Genomic DNA, 15,670 nt, shown 5'->3' with positions numbered 1-15,670 from the left:
GGCAAGCGCGGCTAGCGGGCGGCGCGTGCGGCAGCGACAATTTGCGCGACGCTGGTGGGCCGCACGCCGCGTTGCAGCAGATAGCCGCACACGCCGCGCCACCAATCGTACAGGCGATCGAGACCCGTCTCGTCATGCACGTAGGGCGTATTGCCGGGCACCAGGGATGGGCTGTGGAAAGACAGAACCAGCACGTCGAGCTGCTCGTCAATTGCCATGTCGATCCCGCGCACCGCTTCGCCCAGATTAACCCCTTCGGGCGTGAGCGCAATCCGCTCGAGTAGGCCGGTGCGGGCAAACAGGCCCCGCAGCGGGGCGCCGTCGCCGGTGGCCCGATAGATGCGCGTGCCATGATTGCGCAGCAACCCCCAGAACGTCGTGGTCAGGGGCAGTTCGAACACGCGGCGGGCGTCATCGAGCCAATAGGGCGTGATCGGGTGCGCGGTATAGTCCGGCCCCCCTTCGGCGGCATAGGAGAAGCGTGCCCGAACCGAACTGTCCACTGCGATGCCAGCCTCGGCCAGCAGCTCAGCGGTATGCGGGCCAGCGCCATACCGGCCGGCACGGTAGATCAGGGGAGCGGTGGCAAAGGTTCGCTCGACCCGATCTTTCAACGCCAGCAGCTTGTCGCGCTCGAGCGCGCGCGGCAGGTTGCCGGGAAAGCTGTTGGCCGGGTTGATGTCCTCGCGATGCGGCGGATTGACCCACGGGTGCAGTTGCAACCCGACCTCGGCGCGGCCGGCGGCGACAGCGGGGCCGATGATGTCCTGCGCGGCAGAGGAATTGGCCACTGGCCAGTCGACCAGGTAGACGGGTGCCACGCCGATGCCTTCACAGAATTGCTGGAACTTGGCGAGGCGCGTGACATGGTCGAGCCGGTGCCCGGTGCGGGTCAGCGGCGCGTTCCAGTCAAACTCCTCCTCGGTATCGACCGTCAGCAGGAAGCGCGCGCCGAAACCGTCAGCAAACCGGACGCGTGCGGCCGCAGGTGGCGGGTCGAGGATCGAACGAGCGGCGGCGTGCATCGCGTCTCCCTCTTTGCCCGCAGCCCCCTGCGGAGCGCACAGTCAACTGCGCACGACAGCGGTATGGCGCGGTGCCTGCGCGGTCAAGCTGGGGAGGATCAGCCTCAATTGCCCGCCGGCAAGGGTCAGGTTACCCCCGGCACTGCGTGCTTCGGCGCGGGCCAGGCGCAGGGCAAAGCCCCCGCCGAACAGCCCGGCACTGACGGCGCCGCCGGTTTTTTCAACCGCGGCGAAAGGGTCATTGGCGCGGGCGAGGCTGCCGGGCAGCGCTCCGGCCAGGATCGCGCGGTTGCCCTCCTGCAGGACGGTCAGCGCGATTTCCTCGCCCGGCGCCAGCGCATTCGCCAGAGTGGCGACCAGCCGCCAGGCAAGCGCTTCCAGGTCGGCGGGGGCGATGGGCACCAGGGCGGCTGATGCGGGATCGGCGGCGAAGTGGATTGCCGCGCTGCGGGCGGTCATGGCCGGGCCGACATGGGCCAAAGCGGACTTGATCGTGGCCGCCAGGTCGGCCTCGCCCGCATCGACCTGTGCCGCGCCGAGTTCCAGACGGGTCAGCCGGTCGAGCCCATCGAAGCCGGCCAATATGCGCGCCGCATCGCTGGCGATGGCGGCGGCGTGCGCGCGGTATTCGTGCGGGGTCGGCGCGAAGAGTTGCTGTTGAATGACCTCGGCAAATCCCTGAATGGCATTAACCGGCGTGCGCAATTCGTGGAGCAGTTGGCGAATCCGGTCACTTTCCCGGTCAGCCGCCGGTACGTCGCGCCCAGGGCGCCGGAACCGGCCGATATAGCCGTAATAACGGCCGTCGGGCACGGTGAAGCGCGGCGCGGCGTCGACGATCCAGTCCCCGGCAATCGCCGGCGCGCCTGAGAGCGGGAGGACGAGGGCGCGCAGCGGCTGTCGACGCTGAAAGGCCGGACCCACCATTGCAGCCAGCCGCTTGCCGATCACCATCGGGGCGACGGACGGATCGGCCCAGTCGATACGCCCTTCGCCGTCGGTGCTGAACGAGAAAGCGACGATTGGATCGCCTTCGCCGGCGCGCTCTTCGCCGAGCGGCAAGCGGGGAGAGGCTGCTAACGCGCGCTGCGCTGGCTGAGCGGCTCGATTGCGCTGGAACGCCTCGATCCGGCGGACCAGCGCGCCGATGGAATCACCTTCGGCAAGGGCAGGATCGTTCGCCGGTGCAGGCGGCGCCGCCGCCTTGTGGCGAGTGGGCTTCAGTGCCGGGCGCAGCGGCACAGCTGGGGGCGGGACCGCAAAGGAAGGCTGCGCAGGCCCTGCGTCATCCGGCATGACCTCGTCAGGCATCGGGAGGGCGCGGTCGTGGATGCCCAGCCGCTCGAGCAAGGCCTGGGTCGGGCCGGATATGTCGCGCCGCAACCTCAGGAAGCCACGGGCGCGCACGGGCAGGCGCGGGATCAGTTCGGCCCAGTCGTCATCGGGCAGTTGCGCGGCCGCCAGCGCCGCCGCCGCGACTTCGGGTGCGTCGTCATTGGCGAGATGCGCGATGAGCTGCGCGCTACGCAGGCGCAGACCGGGTTCGCGCAGCATGGCGGCGCGCTCGGCCGCAGGGATATGTTCGCCGAGCGCGCCCAGCCGCAGCCAGCCCGCCGCAAGCAACCTTGTGTCCCCACCGGCGGGCTGTGCGCCCAGCAGGTCGATCAATTGGCGGTATTGCGTCCGCCGCCCCACCGCATTGGCAGCGCGGTGGCGCAGCACGGTGGCAAGGCGGTCATCAAACTGCATGGCGGGCGTGGACACTCCGGAGCATGTCTCGCTCGCACCTCAGGCGTGGGCGGACAATCGCCGGCTACCGGGTTGTCCCCGACTTTGCCATGAACCGCGCCCGGCGCGTTGCAAAGCGGGACAATTGCTGGCAGGAATAATAATGTTGTGCGGTCAGGGGCGCGAGTTGGCGGTTGTTACTGTACTGTAAGCGTCCTTGCGACAGGGGGGAGAGGCAGCGGCAATGGGCAATCTTGACGAGATAGATCGCCGCCTGCTGGCCGAATTGCAGGGCGAAGGTCGCATCACCAATGTCGAGCTTGCCAGCCGCGTCGGACTGACCGCGCCGCCTTGCCTGCGGCGGGTGCGCTCGCTCGAGGAAGACGGCGTCATTCGCGGCTACCACGCCGATCTCGACGCCTCGAAGCTCGGCTTTGCGATCACCGTTTTCGCGATGGTCAGCCTCAAGAGCCAGGCGGAAAGCGCCCTGCGCGAATTCGAGGAGCATATGCGGCAGCTGCCCGAAGTGCGCGAGGTGCATATGCTGAATGGCGAAATCGACTTCATCCTGAAGATCGTCAGCCGCGATTTGCAAAGCTTTCAGGAATTTCTCACCAGCAAGCTGACGCCGGCCCCCAATGTCGATAGCGTCAAGACGTCGCTCACCATTCGCACGGCCAAGCACGAGCCGGGCGTGCCAATCGAACCATGAGCGCGGCCACGCTGCGGGGGCATTGCCTGTGCGGGGCCGTGGCGATCACGCTGACGGGGCCGTCGCCGACCGTCGAAATTTGCCTGTGCACCATGTGCCGGCGCTGGGGCGGCGCTTTTTACGCCGCGCAAAGTGCCGAGGCGACGGAGGTGGCGGGCGAAGAGCACGCCGCCATCTACCGCTCGAGCGAGTGGGCGCAACGCGCATTCTGCCGGGACTGCGGCAGCGCGCTGTGGTTCCGGTTCCTGCCGACCGGCAATCGCAGCTTCTCTGCGGGTCTGTTCGATGGCGCCGCAGGCCATGCGATCGGGCGCGAAATCTTTGCTGACGAAGCGGCCGACTGGTGCCGTCTCGCAGGAGATCACCCACGGCTGAGCGGGGCGGAAATCATGGCTGAGGCCGAAGCAGCGGGGTTTGTTCTGAAATGAGCAGAAGAGCAACAATTCTGGCGGCTAGCTTGCTGACCGCCGCCTGCGTGGCGGCCCCGGTCGATCATGCGGAGGATCCGGCGCCGCTTGTCAATGCGCAGCCGGTGGCGCCGATCGCCGGCTCGGTCGAACGCGGGCGGCGGCTGGCCGAGACGCTGTGCGCCGGGTGCCATGCGATCGATCCGGGCGAGGTGTCGCCCAATCCCCGCGCGCCGACCTTCGCGACGCTCGCCCATGCGCCGGGCATCGGGGTGGCCGACATGACCACGCATATGCGCGACACGCACAACATGCCCGAAGCCATGACATTCGAAATTGCGCCTGAGGATGCCGACGAGTTGGCCGCCTATATCGTCTCGCTCAAGACTGCTGATTAGTCAGCGCGCTGCGCCAGCCAATCCTCGAGCCATTTGATGCTGTAGTCGCCGTTGAGGATGTCCGGCTCGTCGAGTAGCGCGCAGTGCAGCGGGATCGAGGTCTTGACTCCTTCGATCACCATTTCCTCGAGCGCACGGCGCAGGCGCATGATGCACCCTTCGCGGCTGCGGCCATAGACGATCAGCTTGGCGATCATGCTGTCGTAATAAGGCGGCACGCGGTAACCGGTGTAGAGCCCGCTATCGACCCGCACATGCATCCCGCCCGCCGCATGATAGGCGCTGACAAGGCCGGGCGAGGGGGCGAAGGTAAACGGGTCTTCCGCGTTGATGCGGCATTCGATCGCGTGGCCCTTGAACTCGATTTCCTCCTGCGTAACCGACAGCGGCTTGCCATCGGCGATGCGGATCTGTTCGCGCACCAGATCGACTCCGGTGATCGCCTCCGTCACCGGATGTTCGACCTGCAGGCGGGTGTTCATTTCAATGAAATAGAACGCGCCATCTTCCCACAGGAATTCGATCGTGCCCGCGCCGCGATAACCCATCTGCGCCATCGCGCGCGCGCAGATCCCGCCCATCCGCTCGCGCTCCTCGCTCGACAGGATGGGCGAGGGGGCCTCTTCCAGTACCTTCTGGTGGCGCCGCTGGAGCGAACAATCCCGTTCGCCCAGATGGATCGCATTGCCATTGCCGTCGCCAAAGATCTGGAACTCGATATGGCGCGGATTGCCGAGATATTTCTCGATATAGACCGTATCATCGCCAAACGCGTTCTTCGCTTCGCTGCGGGCTTGACCCATCAGGCTTTCAAGCTGATCTTCGGATGGGACGACCTTCATCCCGCGCCCGCCGCCGCCGCTGGCCGCCTTGACCAGCACCGGATAACCGATTTCGGCGGCGACCGCGCGGGCTTCCTCGATGCTGTCGACCGCGCCGGGCGATCCCGGCACCAGCGGCAGGCCCAGTTCGCCGGCGGTATTCTTGGCAGCGACCTTGTCGCCCATGGTCAGGATATGTTCGGGCTTGGGGCCGATCCAGGTAATGTCGTGCGCTTCGACAATTTCGGCGAACTTAGCGTTTTCCGAAAGGAAGCCATAACCGGGGTGGATCGCGTCGCAATGGGCGATCTCGGCGGCCGAGATGATGTTCGCGACATTGAGATAGCTGTCGGCCGCGGGCGGCGGGCCGATGCACACCGCGTGATCGGCCAGCCGGACGTGCATTGCATCGGCATCGGCGGTGGAATGCACCGCGACCGTTTCGATCCCCATTTCGTGCGCAGCGCGGTGGATGCGCAGGGCAATCTCGCCGCGGTTGGCGATCAGGATGCGGGTAATCGCCATAGTGCCGCCTAGCCGATGACGACGAGCGGCTGGTCGAATTCGACCGGCTGCGCGTTTTCGACCAGGATCTGCGTGACGGTGCCCGCGCGGTCGGCGGCGATCGGGTTCATTACCTTCATCGCTTCGACGATCAGCAGCGTGTCGCCCTTGGCGACGCTGTCGCCAACCTTGACGAATTGCGCGGCGCCGGGTTCGGGTGAGAGATAGGCGGTGCCGACCATTGGCGATTTGACCGCACCGGCGATATCGGCCGGGGCGCTCTCAGCAGCGGGGGCGGGGGCAGCAGACACGGGCGCGGGCGCAGCAGCGGCCGGCGATGCCATCATCGGCGCAACAGGGGTCGCCATCACCGCGCCGCGCGCCACGCGGATCTTGCGATCCCCGTCCTCGACCTCGATCTCGGTAAGGCCGGTTTCGCCCAGCATTTCGGCCAGTTCGCGGACCAGCGCCGCGTCGATATTCATCCCTGCGCCCTTGTGGTCGCTCATCGGTGCCTCGTTATGGCTATATCTTTCGGCACAGGCCTATGCGCGGATGGGGCGGGGCTGGCAAGGGGCCGTTGCCGCGCGGCTGCCGCTAGAGCGCGGCGGCCTTGTCGAGCGCGACGAGATAGGATTGCGGCCCCAGCCCGGCCACCTGATCCACCGCGCCCAGCGCGACATAGGAATGGTGGCGGAAGGTTTCGCGCGTGGCCGGGTCGGACAAATGCACCTCGATCACCGGAACGCTGATCGCCCGGATCGCATCGAGTAGCGCGATCGAAGTGTGGGTATAGGCCCCGGCATTGAGCAGCACCGCCTTCGCGCCGGTCGCCTGCGCTTCGTGCAGCCAGTCAACCAGCTGCCCCTCGTGGTTTGACTGGCGCATATCGACCGTTACGCCCAGTTGGTCAGCCCGCTCGGCCAGCATCGCGCCGATGTCGGCGAGCGTGGCTGACCCATAAATCTCCGGCTCGCGCTGGCCGAGCAGGTTGAGGTTGGGGCCGTTAAGGACGAAGATCGTGGGGCGTTGCATGGTCTAATAATGCCCACGACACTGGATAATCTCCAGCGTCTGATCATCTGGGTCACCCACAAGCCGATAAACCAGCCGATCCTTCAGATTGAGACGCCGCGACCAGCATCCGCTGAGTTCGTGGCGCAGCGCCTCGGGCTTACCCGGACCGGTGAAAGGTTGGCGGCGGCATTCCTCGATCAGACGGTTGAGCCGCCGCAGTTCTTTCACATCGGTGTCGCACCAGTGGCGATAATCTTCCCACCCGTTCGACGAGAACACGATCCTCACTTGTCGATGAGCTCGCGCACCGTACCGCCGCCGCGGTTGAGCTCGGCAATGCCGTCCCGTAGCCGCTTCGCATTGGCGGGGGAGCGCAGCAGATATTCGGTTTCGACGATCGAGTTCCACGCGTCGAGCGAAACCATCACCACTGCACCGCCATTGCGCCGGGTGATGATCGCTTCGGAATGATCCTCGACCACCTTGTCCATCACGGCTTTCAAATTCTTGCGCGCGTCGCTGTAGGTCAAAACGTCCATAACGGCCTCCTTCGACAGACGATATGTACCGCTTATTGTACAAAAGCAAGCGTCGCTATTGCTCGACCCCCTTGACTTTGCCCCATTGGCGGGCGGCGGTGTAACCGAGATAGCCGGTACCGAAGAGCGCGTAGAGTTCTTCCGGCAACCCGCGCAGATAGGCGCTGACGCCGTTGCCGATGCTGAGCGCGGCATGAGGCGAGAAGGCCGACAGCACGCCCATCGGCAGCGCGAACAGCATGATCGCGTACATCACGTAAAGAAAACTGGGGCGGGCGCGGCTGGTCCACGGGTCGGGCGCCTGCGCCTCGGCGATGATGGCGGAAAGGCGCGCCTGAATGGCGGCAGGTTCCTGCGTCCCTTCGAGCCGCAGCAATTCGAGCTTGGCCTGCGCGCGGGCCTAGCGGTCGGGGATCACCTTGTCGATGATCGAGGCGATGGGGCCGATGAGCGATTCGATGATGGCCATTGGGATGCTCCTGAAAAGAGCATTCCATATAACCATATCGGTTCGTGTAGGACAGCTATTTATCCGTTATTCTTGGGTTAGTCGGCTGCGGACAGCCACTTTGCGCCATGACCGGCTTCCGCCGGTCGAGCAGCACGCCATTAGCGGAGCCCGCGATAGATCATGTAAATTGCCACCAGTGCGATCAGCACCGCAAACAGGGTGTTGAGCGTGCCTTTGCTCGCTGACAGGCGTTGCGCAGCGGGGGCACCCAGGGCGGCGCCCGCCATGCCGCCGGCGATAAAGCTGCCGGCGAGCGGCCAGTCGATCAGGCCTGACCATGCATAGCTGGCGGCGGTCGTCAGGCCGAAAGCGGCCACCGCGATAAGCGAGGTGCCGATGGCGCGAAAGACCGGCATTTTGGTTGAGGCGAGGAGAGCGGGCACGATAAGGAACCCGCCGCCGATGCCGAAGAAGCCGGACAGAGCCCCGGTGGCAAGGCCGAACCGCTGCACCTTGGGCAAATTGTCGCGCGTGCAGGTGGCACCTTCTACTCCGCCATCGCCGCGTCCGCGATACATCGCGCCCGCCACCACCAGCATCAGTATTGCGAACAACAGAAGAAGCCGCTCCCCGTCAAGCACCTTGCCGAGCGTCGATCCCCCGAGTGCGCCAAGCACCCCTGCGGCGGCGAAGAGCAGCCCGCAGCGCCAATTGACGTTGGCCCGCCGCGCATGATGGCGCACCCCGGCCAGCGCATTGGCCGCGACCGCCAGCGCGCTGGTTCCAATCGCGACATGCGTGCTGGCGACCCCGACCACATAGACCATCAGCGGCACGGCGAGGATCGAGCCGCCCCCGCCGACCAGCCCGAGCGTAAACCCGACCAGTACACCGCTCAGCGCGCCAAGGATGTGGGTCAGGTCCACCAGCCCGGGCTTACAAAAGATTCAGCGGCAGTTTGAGATAGCGAGTGCCGTTTTCTTCGGGCTCGGGCAGATGGCCTGCGCGGATATTGACCTGGAGCGAAGGGAGGATCAGCCTGGGCATCCCCAGTGTCTTGTCGCGCGCTTCCCGCATGGCGACGAAATCCTCTTCCGACACGCCATCATGGACATGGACGTTGGCAGTCCGTTCAGCGCCGATGGTGGTTTCCCACACGAATTCGTCGCGTCCCGGCGCCTTGTAATCGTGGCACAGGAACATCCTGGTTTCCGACGGCAGCGCCAGCAGGCGGCGGATCGAGCGAAAAAGCGTGCGCGCGTCCCCGCCGGGGAAGTCGGCCCGCGCGGTGCCGTAGTCTGGCATGAACAGCGTATCCCCGACGAACGCCGCGTCACCGATGATATAGGCCATGCAGGCCGGGGTATGGCCGGGCACATGCAGCGCGATCACGTCGAGCTCGCCCAGCTTGAATTGCTCGCCATCGCCGATCAGCCGGTCGAACTGCGACCCATCGCGCGCAAGGTTCGCGGATTCGTTAAAGACACCCGCGAACACCCCCTGGACCGTCACGATCTCGCGACCGATGATCAGCTTTCCGCCAAGCGCGTCTTGCAGATAGGGGGCGTCCGACAGGTGGTCGGCGTGAGCGTGGGTTTCGATTTGCCAGTCGACCGTCAACCCCTGCTCGCGGACATACGCGATGATGGCATCGGCCGACCCGTGCGTGGTGCGACCCGAAGGCTGGTCGAAATCGTGCACGCTGTCGATGATCGCGGCGCGGAGGGTGGCGGGGTCGTGCGCCACGTGGGTGGCGGTGTTGGTCGCTTCGTCGAAGAAAGTCCGCACAACGGGCACCCGACCCGAGGCGCGGGCGGCTTCTACCTGGGCGGTTGCGGCTTCAAGGGCGGAATCAGTTGTCATGGCTATTCTCCAATCACGGCGTCGAGCTGCCCGGCGGCGACGAGCAAGCGTCCTTCGGCCTCGGTCAGCGCGGTATCGGCGGCGATCGCTTCACGTTCAGCATCAAGCACTGCCAGGGTTGGTTTGGCCCCCGCCTGCGCCTCCAGCCGTGTGCCGTGCAGGGCCGCGGCCGCGGCCGTTTGGTGCAGGCGCGAGACTTCGACCACGCGGCGTGCGGCGGGCGCGGGCATGAATCCGGTCTTGGGGACGCCGACCGGCACCGGCGTCGGCCCGACCGGCGGGATCGCCACACCCACGCCCGCGAATAGACATTGGGGAAGGCGGGGTTGCGCTGGTGCTTGTCGGCCAGGATGAAGCCGCGCGGATTGGTCAGCCCCTCGATACCGAACACCGCCGGCACGCCGCGGAAGGCGGGCAGGATCATCGAGAACCCGAATGGCAGGTCGTGCGTGGCCTCGACCGCGCCGTCCTCGGCCTGCGCGGCACCGACCACGATTGGCCCGGGATTTTCGCAGAACCGGTCGAACGCCTCGGCGGCGGCGGCGGCGGCATGGTCGGTTCGGCAGACCGACTGGGTAAAGCCATCGGGGCCAAGGCCAGCGATTTCGTCGAAAGCCAGATCGGGTCCGGTGGCGAGGACGAGGTAATCATAAGCGACTGACGAGCCATCGTTCAGTTCGACCCGGTTTTCACCCGGATGCACCCGCTTGGCACCGGCCGAAGTGAAGCCGATTCCGCGCTTGGCCATGATCGTTGGCAGGTGGACGCGGATCGCATCGGGTTCGCGCCATTTGACCGCCACCCACGGGTTGGAGGGGACGAACCAGGAATCGTCCTGATCATTGATGACCGTCACCTCGGCCTTGCCATTGGTGGTAGCGCGTATTTCAAAAGCTGCGATGGTGCCGCCTAACCCGGCAGCGACGATCACGATACGCGCTCCCGACATGCTGGCTCTCCATATAATCGTTGTTGACTTATATAAGAGCAAAACGATATTACGTGCAACCGGCATTTCAAGGGTTACATTTCAAGGGAGTTCGCGATGTTCGGGTTTGGCAAGAAGCAGGCGCATCACGAGATCGGCGCGCAGGAGCTCCATTCGCTCATCGAAGCCGGCAGCGTCCAGGTGGTGGATGTGCGCGAGCCGGGCGAATTCGCCGCCGGCCACATTCCCGGCGCGGTCAATATGCCGCTATCCGATTTCCAGCCCTCGACGCTGCCGCATGATGGGCGCCGGCTGATCCTCAACTGCCTGGGCGGCAAGCGCTCGGCCATGGCGCTCGACAAGTGCGCCGCTGCTGAACGGGTGATCGACACGCATCTGGCGGGCGGCTTCGGGGCCTGGCAGCAAGCCGGTCTGCCAGTCGAACGCTGAGGCGGGAGGGTTCGATGCGCCGCACGCTGACGGTATTCATGCTGGCCGGGGCCGCGATGGCGCTTGCCGGTTGCGGGAATGGCGCGGAGAAACCTGCGGCCCCGGCGGCACGCACCGCCGCCGGCCCTCGGCTGGCAGTGCAGTCGAGCGAGACGACCAGCTGGCACGACTTCATTGCCGAGATCGCCACGGTCGCTCATTCGCAGGTGCTGGCGCGCATTCTCGGCATCCTGACCACGCTTAACGTGCGGGCCCGCGAAATGGTCAGTCGTGGGCAAGTGATCGGGCGGATTGTCGATAGTCAGTTGGGCTATCAATCGGGCGCATACGGCGCGCGGGCTGCCGCCGCGCGGGCGCAGGCGGCTCAGGCTCAGGCCTAGCTGGAACGGGTGCGCTTCCTCCACCAGAACGGCGTCTATTCAAAGGCGCGCCTGGAACAGGCACAGGCCGCAGCCAGTGCGGCGCAGGCGCAGGTTCGCGCGGCGCGGGCGCAGCAATCGACGGTCGGTGCAGTGGCCGGGCAGGGCACGCTGATCGCGCCCGCATCCGGCCGGGTGCTGCGCGCCGCGATCCCGGGCATATCGACATCTGCCGTCACCTGCCCGGCAGTGACCGAAGGATAGACGCGGATGAGCTGGGGGAACTGGTCACCGGCCGGATCGAACCCGGCAGCCCGGCGATGTTCCGCCGCGACGGGCGCGGCGCGGCAATGGTCACCGCCGAGCTTGCCGGCCGTTACGAAGCGCCGATCCACGGCCTCTTCGAGGTCAACCGCGCGATCGGCGCGTTCGACTGGGCCAGGGCGGGCCTCGCCAAGCCCGAGGTGCTGCTGAATGGCCAGTCGCCTTGCTCGGCATTTATGTGCTGGTCGTCGGCCAGTTCCACAGCTTCACCATCCTGCTGGTGATCCTGACACCGATACCTCTGACGCTGGTTGGGATCGTGATCGGGCATATGCTGTTCCAGGCGCCGTTCACTGGCACCAGCATGATCGGCTTCATCGCGCTCGCTGCCATCATCGCGCGCAATTCGATCCTGCTGGTCGATCTCATCCGCCACACCTGCAGCCCCGACAAGAGCCTGCGCCAGACCCTGCTCGACGCCGGGATAATCCGCTTCAAGCCCATCGTGCTGACGGCGGCGGCGGCGATGATCGGGGCGGCAGTGATCCTGACCGATCCGATCTTCCAGGGGCTGGCGATCTCGCTCCTGTTCGCGCTCGCTTCGTCCACCTTGATGACCGTGCTGGTGATCCCGGCGATCTACATTGTCTTGCGCGACGATCGCCACCTGTTGCACGAGGCTGCGCATGAAACCCACTGACTTGTCTGTCATCAAGGAGAACGCCGGTCTTATGGCTGGGCGGATGCGGCTCATGAGCCATCCCGAACGGCTGATGATGCTGTGCCGGATGGATGAAGGCGAGGTTTCTGTAGGCCAGCTGGTCGAACTGTCCGGCCTGTCGCAATCGTCCGTTTCGCAGCACCTTGCCATGCTGCGCGACGAAGGCGTTGTATCAATCCGCGGCGAGGCGCAGACCCGGTTCTATTCGCTTAGCGACCCGGTGGTCAGCGCGATCATCCACGCCTTGTGCGAAATATGCGATGCGCTGCCAGACAGATAACGATAATGTCCACTGGTCGGGACGAGAGGATTCGAACCTCCGACCCCCACACCCCCAGTGTGATGCGCTACCAGGCTGCGCTACGTCCCGAGACCAGTGGAGCGCGGGCCTATAGGTAGGGGGGTGCGGCTTGGCAAGTCGCTTCGCTTGGGTCAGGCCGTCGTTGCCCTGACCTATCTTTACTGCTAGGCGCGCGGCCTTGTTGCCGGGCGAGCGATGGTTGCCGGGCAAACTTGTGCGGACTTTTACTCAGGTCACTCGTCGATGCTCGATATCCTAGCCGCCGCGGCCAGCGCCGAAGCGCCGCCCGCCTGGCTCCAGTTCCTGCCATTTCTGTTCATGGGGCTGATCTTCTGGTTTATGATCCTGCGCCCGCAGATGAAGCGCCAGCGGGACCATCAGACTAAGATCGGCGGCCTCAAGAAGGGGGACCAGGTGGTCACCGCTGGCGGTTTGATCGGCAAGGTTACGCGGGTCGACGATCATTATGTCGATCTCGAACTGGCACCCGGGGTGAAGGTTAAGGCGGTCAAACAGACCATCGGCGATATCGTCCCGCCGGGCGGCGCGGCCGCTAACGACTGACGGCGCGGAAGAGAACACTTCATGCTCGAATTTCCGACCTGGAAGAAGGTCTGGCTGTGGGGCTTCACCGCGCTGCTTTGCGCTGCGGCGCTTCCCTCGCTCCTGTCGATGGGCGGCGTGCGCTGGCCGGCGAACCTGCCCGACCCGATGGTCAGCCTGGGTCTCGACCTCGCGGGTGGCAGCCACATCCTGCTCGAAGCGCAGCCGGCCGAGGTTGCCCGCCAGCGGATCGAAAACGCCGAAGAAACCGTCCGCACCGTGTTGCGCGATGCCGAGCCGCGCATCCGCATCGGCGATGTATCGACGAGCAATAACCGCCTCAGCTTCATGCTGGAAAATCCCGGTGATCTCGACCGGGCGCGCGAATTGCTAATGCCGCTGGTCAACGGCACGGGCACGACCCGCGAATGGACGCTGAGCGTGGAGGATGGCAGCCGCGTCATCCTGACCCCCACCGAAGCGGGAATCAGCCAGGCGGTCACGCAGGCGATGGACAGCGCGACCGAGGTGGTCCGCAAACGCATTGACGCGCTCGGTACGCGCGAGCCGACGATCATTCGCCAGGGCGATACCCGGATCGTGGTGCAGGTACCCGGCCTGCAGGACCCTGATGCGCTCAAGGAATTGCTGGGCCAGACCGCACGGCTCGAATTCAAGCTTGTCGATGAAACCGCGCTGCCGGCCGATGTCCAGCAGGGCATCGCCCCGCCGGGAAGCGAGATCGTGCCCTTTGCTGAAGGGACGCCGCAGCAGGGTAGCGCGCTCGCCGTGCGGCGGCTGGGCGGCATTCGCGGCGACAATCTGGTCAATGCGCAGCAGAGCTTCGACCCGCAGAACAATACGCCGGTGGTCAACATCCAGTTCGACCAGCAAGGCGCCAACCGGTTTGCCACGCTGACCACGGCCAACGTCAACAAGCCGTTCGCGATCATCCTCGACGGCAAAGTGTTGTCGGCGCCGACGATCAACGAGCCGATCCGCGGCGGCAATGCGCAAATCTCGGGCAGCTTCACCGTGGACACTGCTAATCAGCTGGCGATTGCCCTGCGCTCGGGCGCGCTGCCGGTAGATCTCGCGGTGGTAGAGGAGCGTACCGTCGGCCCCGACCTTGGTGCGGATTCGATCCGCAAGGGGATGATCGCGATGATCATCGGCTCGCTCGCGGTGGTGGTGCTGATGATCGTCACCTATGGCCGCTTCGGCATTTACGCTACCGCAGCGCTGGTGATCAACGTGCTGATGATCCTCGGGGTCATGGCGATCATGGGCACCACGCTGACGCTGCCCGGCATTGCCGGTTTCGTGCTGACAATCGGCGCGGCGGTCGATGCCAACGTGCTGATCAACGAACGCATTCGCGAGGAAAGGCGCCGCGGCCGGCGCGTAGTGGCCGCGGTTGAAACCGGCTATACGGAAGCCAGCCGCGCAATCTTCGACGCCAACGTCACCAATTTCATCGCCGGGGTGCTGCTCTTCGTGTTCGGCTCCGGCCCTGTCCGCGGCTTCGCCGTGGTGCTGATGATCGGCTTGTTCACCTCGGTGTTCACCGCCGTTACCCTGACCCGGATGTGGGTCGCCGGCTGGCTGCGCAAGACGCGGCCGAGCGACATCAACATCTGACGGAGAGACGCGCGCCATGCGACTGCTCAAGCTTGTCCCCGACAACACCAACATCGATTTCCTGCGCTGGCGGATCCCGTTCTACGTGGTCAGCGCGTTGCTGATCATCGCCAGCTGGGGGCTGGTGATGACCAAGGGGCTCAATTTCGGGGTCGATTTTGTCGGCGGGCAGGAAGTGCGCGCGACCTTCGTGGGCGAAGCCGAAGCGCCGATTGCCGAGCTGCGCGAAACTGTCGGCGCGGTCGAGGGGGTCGATGATCCGATCATCCAGCGGTTCGGCGCACCCAATGAAGTGTCGATCCGCGTCGGTCTTCCTGACGAAGCCGCCGGCAATCCCGAATACGCCGCACGGTTGACCCAGCGGATCACCCAGGCGCTCAAGCGCGATCACCCGCAGGTGCGGATCGACGGAGTCGATACCGTCTCGGGCAAGGTGTCGGGCGAATTCGGCCGACAATCGCAATGGGCGCTGCTCGCGGCGATGATCGCGATCTCGATCTACATCTGGGTCCGGTTTGAATGGCAGTTCGGCGTGGGCGCATTGATGTCGCTGTTCCACGACGTCTCGCTGACGCTGGGGATGTTCGCGCTGACGGGGATGGAATTCAACCTGACGACCGTGGCGGCGGTGCTGGCGATCATCGGGTATTCGCTGAACGATACGATCGTCATTTACGACCGCATCCGCGAAAACATGCGCAAATATCGCAAGATGCCGATGCCGGAACTGCTCAATCTGTCAGTGAACGAAACGCTCTCGCGCACGATGATCACCTCGCTGTCGATGCTGCTGGCGCTGATCCCGCTGCTGTTGTTCGGGCCGGAAAGCCTGTTCGGCATGGTCGCGGCGATTACGCTGGGGATCTTCGTCGGGATCTACAGCTCGGTCTATATGGCCGCGCCGCTGCTGATCTGGCTGGGTGTGACGTCCGACAGCTTCGTTCACAAGGAAAGCGCGACCGACCGGCAGGAACGCGTCGCACGCGGCGAAGCCTGAA

20 protein-coding genes, 1 tRNA gene and 2 pseudogenes are annotated in these 15,670 nt (G+C 65.3%); 11 read left to right on the top strand and 12 right to left on the bottom strand.

Features of this window, described 5'->3' with window-relative positions; all coding sequences use genetic code 11:
* Nucleotides 1-11: 11 nt before the first annotated feature.
* A complete protein-coding gene (locus ILT46_RS04710) occupies nucleotides 12-1,025 on the bottom strand; it encodes a polysaccharide deacetylase family protein (protein ID WP_199503468.1) in 1,014 nt (337 codons plus the stop codon).
* A 42-nt stretch (nucleotides 1,026-1,067) separates the two neighbouring features.
* Nucleotides 1,068-2,789: a sensor histidine kinase gene (locus ILT46_RS04705; protein WP_370592330.1), complete on the bottom strand. Its 1,722-nt coding sequence runs from the start codon at nucleotides 2,787-2,789 to the stop codon at nucleotides 1,068-1,070.
* A gap of 208 nt (nucleotides 2,790-2,997) precedes the next feature.
* On the opposite strand from ILT46_RS04705, the gene ILT46_RS04700 reads away from it, so the two are divergent.
* From ILT46_RS04700 to ILT46_RS04690, 3 genes are read left to right on the top strand one after another with little or no spacing between them, the layout of a single operon-like run.
* Nucleotides 2,998-3,465 carry an Lrp/AsnC family transcriptional regulator gene (locus ILT46_RS04700; protein WP_199503467.1) on the top strand — a complete coding sequence of 156 codons (468 nt, stop codon included), beginning with the start codon at nucleotides 2,998-3,000 and terminating at the stop codon, nucleotides 3,463-3,465.
* The gene (locus tag ILT46_RS04695) at nucleotides 3,462-3,893 is read left to right on the top strand and encodes a GFA family protein (RefSeq protein ID WP_233396983.1); all 432 of its coding nucleotides are present in this window, start codon (nucleotides 3,462-3,464) and stop codon (nucleotides 3,891-3,893) included. Before ILT46_RS04700 ends, ILT46_RS04695 begins: the two co-directional genes overlap by 4 nt.
* On the top strand, nucleotides 3,890-4,270 hold the full coding sequence (locus ILT46_RS04690; RefSeq protein ID WP_199503466.1) for a c-type cytochrome: 381 nt from the start codon (nucleotides 3,890-3,892) through the stop codon (nucleotides 4,268-4,270). Before ILT46_RS04695 ends, ILT46_RS04690 begins: the two co-directional genes overlap by 4 nt.
* On the opposite strand, the gene accC is transcribed toward ILT46_RS04690, so the two are convergent.
* The 9 genes and pseudogenes from accC to ILT46_RS04645 form a co-directional block, all read right to left on the bottom strand.
* Nucleotides 4,267-5,616 (bottom strand): acetyl-CoA carboxylase biotin carboxylase subunit, encoded by a 1,350-nt coding sequence (accC, locus tag ILT46_RS04685; RefSeq protein WP_199503465.1) that lies wholly within the window; start codon nucleotides 5,614-5,616, stop codon nucleotides 4,267-4,269. The genes ILT46_RS04690 and accC overlap by 4 nt on opposite strands.
* An 8-nt stretch (nucleotides 5,617-5,624) precedes the next feature.
* Nucleotides 5,625-6,104, bottom strand: coding sequence for an acetyl-CoA carboxylase biotin carboxyl carrier protein (gene accB, locus ILT46_RS04680; RefSeq protein WP_233396982.1), 480 nt, complete (start codon nucleotides 6,102-6,104; stop codon nucleotides 5,625-5,627).
* Nucleotides 6,105-6,192: 88 nt separating this feature from the next.
* Complete coding sequence (aroQ, locus tag ILT46_RS04675; RefSeq protein ID WP_199503464.1) at nucleotides 6,193-6,630, bottom strand: type II 3-dehydroquinate dehydratase; 438 nt, start codon at nucleotides 6,628-6,630, stop codon at nucleotides 6,193-6,195.
* 3 nt (nucleotides 6,631-6,633) lie between these two features.
* Entirely contained in the window at nucleotides 6,634-6,900 is a 267-nt protein-coding gene (locus tag ILT46_RS04670; protein WP_199503463.1) for a Txe/YoeB family addiction module toxin, read from the bottom strand.
* Nucleotides 6,897-7,151, bottom strand: coding sequence for a type II toxin-antitoxin system Phd/YefM family antitoxin (locus tag ILT46_RS04665; protein ID WP_199503462.1), 255 nt, complete (start codon nucleotides 7,149-7,151; stop codon nucleotides 6,897-6,899). Before ILT46_RS04665 ends, ILT46_RS04670 begins: the two co-directional genes overlap by 4 nt.
* 55 nt (nucleotides 7,152-7,206) lie before the next feature.
* Nucleotides 7,207-7,620, bottom strand: a pseudogene (locus ILT46_RS04660) (holin family protein).
* A gap of 140 nt (nucleotides 7,621-7,760) precedes the next feature.
* Nucleotides 7,761-8,531, bottom strand: coding sequence for a sulfite exporter TauE/SafE family protein (locus ILT46_RS04655; protein WP_199503533.1), 771 nt, complete (start codon nucleotides 8,529-8,531; stop codon nucleotides 7,761-7,763).
* A gap of 7 nt (nucleotides 8,532-8,538) precedes the next feature.
* The gene (locus ILT46_RS04650; protein WP_199503461.1) at nucleotides 8,539-9,465 is read right to left on the bottom strand and encodes an MBL fold metallo-hydrolase; all 927 of its coding nucleotides are present in this window, start codon (nucleotides 9,463-9,465) and stop codon (nucleotides 8,539-8,541) included.
* 64 nt (nucleotides 9,466-9,529) lie between these two features.
* Nucleotides 9,530-10,414 carry an FAD-dependent oxidoreductase gene (locus tag ILT46_RS04645; protein ID WP_370592329.1) on the bottom strand — a complete coding sequence of 295 codons (885 nt, stop codon included), beginning with the start codon at nucleotides 10,412-10,414 and terminating at the stop codon, nucleotides 9,530-9,532.
* A gap of 96 nt (nucleotides 10,415-10,510) precedes the next feature.
* On the opposite strand from ILT46_RS04645, the gene ILT46_RS04640 reads away from it, so the two are divergent.
* The 5 genes and pseudogenes from ILT46_RS04640 (at nucleotide 10,511) to ILT46_RS04620 (ending at nucleotide 12,467) form a co-directional block, all read left to right on the top strand.
* Nucleotides 10,511-10,843, top strand: coding sequence for a rhodanese-like domain-containing protein (locus tag ILT46_RS04640; RefSeq protein WP_199503460.1), 333 nt, complete (start codon nucleotides 10,511-10,513; stop codon nucleotides 10,841-10,843).
* Nucleotides 10,844-10,857: 14 nt separating this feature from the next.
* Complete coding sequence (locus ILT46_RS04635; protein ID WP_199503459.1) at nucleotides 10,858-11,223, top strand: hypothetical protein; 366 nt, start codon at nucleotides 10,858-10,860, stop codon at nucleotides 11,221-11,223.
* Between the two features lie 9 nt (nucleotides 11,224-11,232).
* Nucleotides 11,233-11,466, top strand: a complete 234-nt coding sequence (locus ILT46_RS04630) for a hypothetical protein (protein WP_199503458.1) — start codon at nucleotides 11,233-11,235, stop codon at nucleotides 11,464-11,466.
* Nucleotides 11,467-11,474: 8 nt separating this feature from the next.
* A pseudogene (locus tag ILT46_RS04625) lies at nucleotides 11,475-12,166 on the top strand (efflux RND transporter permease subunit); the annotation flags it as partial.
* Nucleotides 12,153-12,467, top strand: coding sequence for an ArsR/SmtB family transcription factor (locus ILT46_RS04620; RefSeq protein WP_199503457.1), 315 nt, complete (start codon nucleotides 12,153-12,155; stop codon nucleotides 12,465-12,467). The pseudogene ILT46_RS04625 and the gene ILT46_RS04620, both read left to right, overlap by 14 nt.
* A 13-nt stretch (nucleotides 12,468-12,480) precedes the next feature.
* Here ILT46_RS04620 and ILT46_RS04615 read toward each other — a convergent pair.
* Nucleotides 12,481-12,557: transfer RNA gene (locus tag ILT46_RS04615), tRNA-Pro, on the bottom strand.
* 174 nt (nucleotides 12,558-12,731) lie between these two features.
* Here ILT46_RS04615 and yajC point away from each other — a divergent pair.
* Genes yajC through secF form a run of 3 tightly spaced genes read left to right on the top strand, consistent with a single transcriptional unit; the run spans nucleotide 12,732 to nucleotide 15,669 of the window.
* On the top strand, nucleotides 12,732-13,052 hold the full coding sequence (yajC, locus tag ILT46_RS04610) for a preprotein translocase subunit YajC (RefSeq protein ID WP_199503456.1): 321 nt from the start codon (nucleotides 12,732-12,734) through the stop codon (nucleotides 13,050-13,052).
* Between the two features lie 21 nt (nucleotides 13,053-13,073).
* Nucleotides 13,074-14,672 (top strand): protein translocase subunit SecD, encoded by a 1,599-nt coding sequence (gene secD / locus ILT46_RS04605; protein ID WP_199503455.1) that lies wholly within the window; start codon nucleotides 13,074-13,076, stop codon nucleotides 14,670-14,672.
* A 16-nt stretch (nucleotides 14,673-14,688) separates the two neighbouring features.
* The gene (secF, locus tag ILT46_RS04600) at nucleotides 14,689-15,669 is read left to right on the top strand and encodes a protein translocase subunit SecF (protein ID WP_199503454.1); all 981 of its coding nucleotides are present in this window, start codon (nucleotides 14,689-14,691) and stop codon (nucleotides 15,667-15,669) included.
* Nucleotide 15,670: the final 1 nt, after the last annotated feature.

The organism is Qipengyuania sp. YIM B01966, from assembly GCF_016461955.1.
GTDB lineage: Bacteria > Pseudomonadota > Alphaproteobacteria > Sphingomonadales > Sphingomonadaceae > QFOP01.
Note: the sequence above shows the minus strand (reverse complement) of the source record. Positions and strands in the feature narration are given on the sequence as shown.

Excerpts from the sequence above, each read along its gene's own strand:
- ILT46_RS04700 (WP_199503467.1), top strand. The coding sequence starts at position 2,998 with ATGGGCAATCTTGACGAGATAGATCGCCGCCTGCTGGCCGAATTGCAG.
- secF (WP_199503454.1), top strand. The coding sequence starts at position 14,689 with ATGCGACTGCTCAAGCTTGTCCCCGACAACACCAACATCGATTTCCTG.
- accB (WP_233396982.1), bottom strand. The coding sequence starts at position 6,104 with ATGAGCGACCACAAGGGCGCAGGGATGAATATCGACGCGGCGCTGGTC.
- yajC (WP_199503456.1), top strand. The coding sequence starts at position 12,732 with ATGCTCGATATCCTAGCCGCCGCGGCCAGCGCCGAAGCGCCGCCCGCC.
- ILT46_RS04695 (WP_233396983.1), top strand. The coding sequence starts at position 3,462 with ATGAGCGCGGCCACGCTGCGGGGGCATTGCCTGTGCGGGGCCGTGGCG.
- ILT46_RS04665 (WP_199503462.1), bottom strand. The coding sequence starts at position 7,151 with ATGGACGTTTTGACCTACAGCGACGCGCGCAAGAATTTGAAAGCCGTG.
- ILT46_RS04710 (WP_199503468.1), bottom strand. The coding sequence starts at position 1,025 with ATGCACGCCGCCGCTCGTTCGATCCTCGACCCGCCACCTGCGGCCGCA.
- ILT46_RS04650 (WP_199503461.1), bottom strand. The coding sequence starts at position 9,465 with ATGACAACTGATTCCGCCCTTGAAGCCGCAACCGCCCAGGTAGAAGCC.
- ILT46_RS04635 (WP_199503459.1), top strand. The coding sequence starts at position 10,858 with ATGCGCCGCACGCTGACGGTATTCATGCTGGCCGGGGCCGCGATGGCG.
- accC (WP_199503465.1), bottom strand. The coding sequence starts at position 5,616 with ATGGCGATTACCCGCATCCTGATCGCCAACCGCGGCGAGATTGCCCTG.
- secD (WP_199503455.1), top strand. The coding sequence starts at position 13,074 with ATGCTCGAATTTCCGACCTGGAAGAAGGTCTGGCTGTGGGGCTTCACC.
- ILT46_RS04620 (WP_199503457.1), top strand. The coding sequence starts at position 12,153 with ATGAAACCCACTGACTTGTCTGTCATCAAGGAGAACGCCGGTCTTATG.
- ILT46_RS04690 (WP_199503466.1), top strand. The coding sequence starts at position 3,890 with ATGAGCAGAAGAGCAACAATTCTGGCGGCTAGCTTGCTGACCGCCGCC.
- aroQ (WP_199503464.1), bottom strand. The coding sequence starts at position 6,630 with ATGCAACGCCCCACGATCTTCGTCCTTAACGGCCCCAACCTCAACCTG.
- ILT46_RS04645 (WP_370592329.1), bottom strand. The coding sequence starts at position 10,414 with ATGTCGGGAGCGCGTATCGTGATCGTCGCTGCCGGGTTAGGCGGCACC.
- ILT46_RS04640 (WP_199503460.1), top strand. The coding sequence starts at position 10,511 with ATGTTCGGGTTTGGCAAGAAGCAGGCGCATCACGAGATCGGCGCGCAG.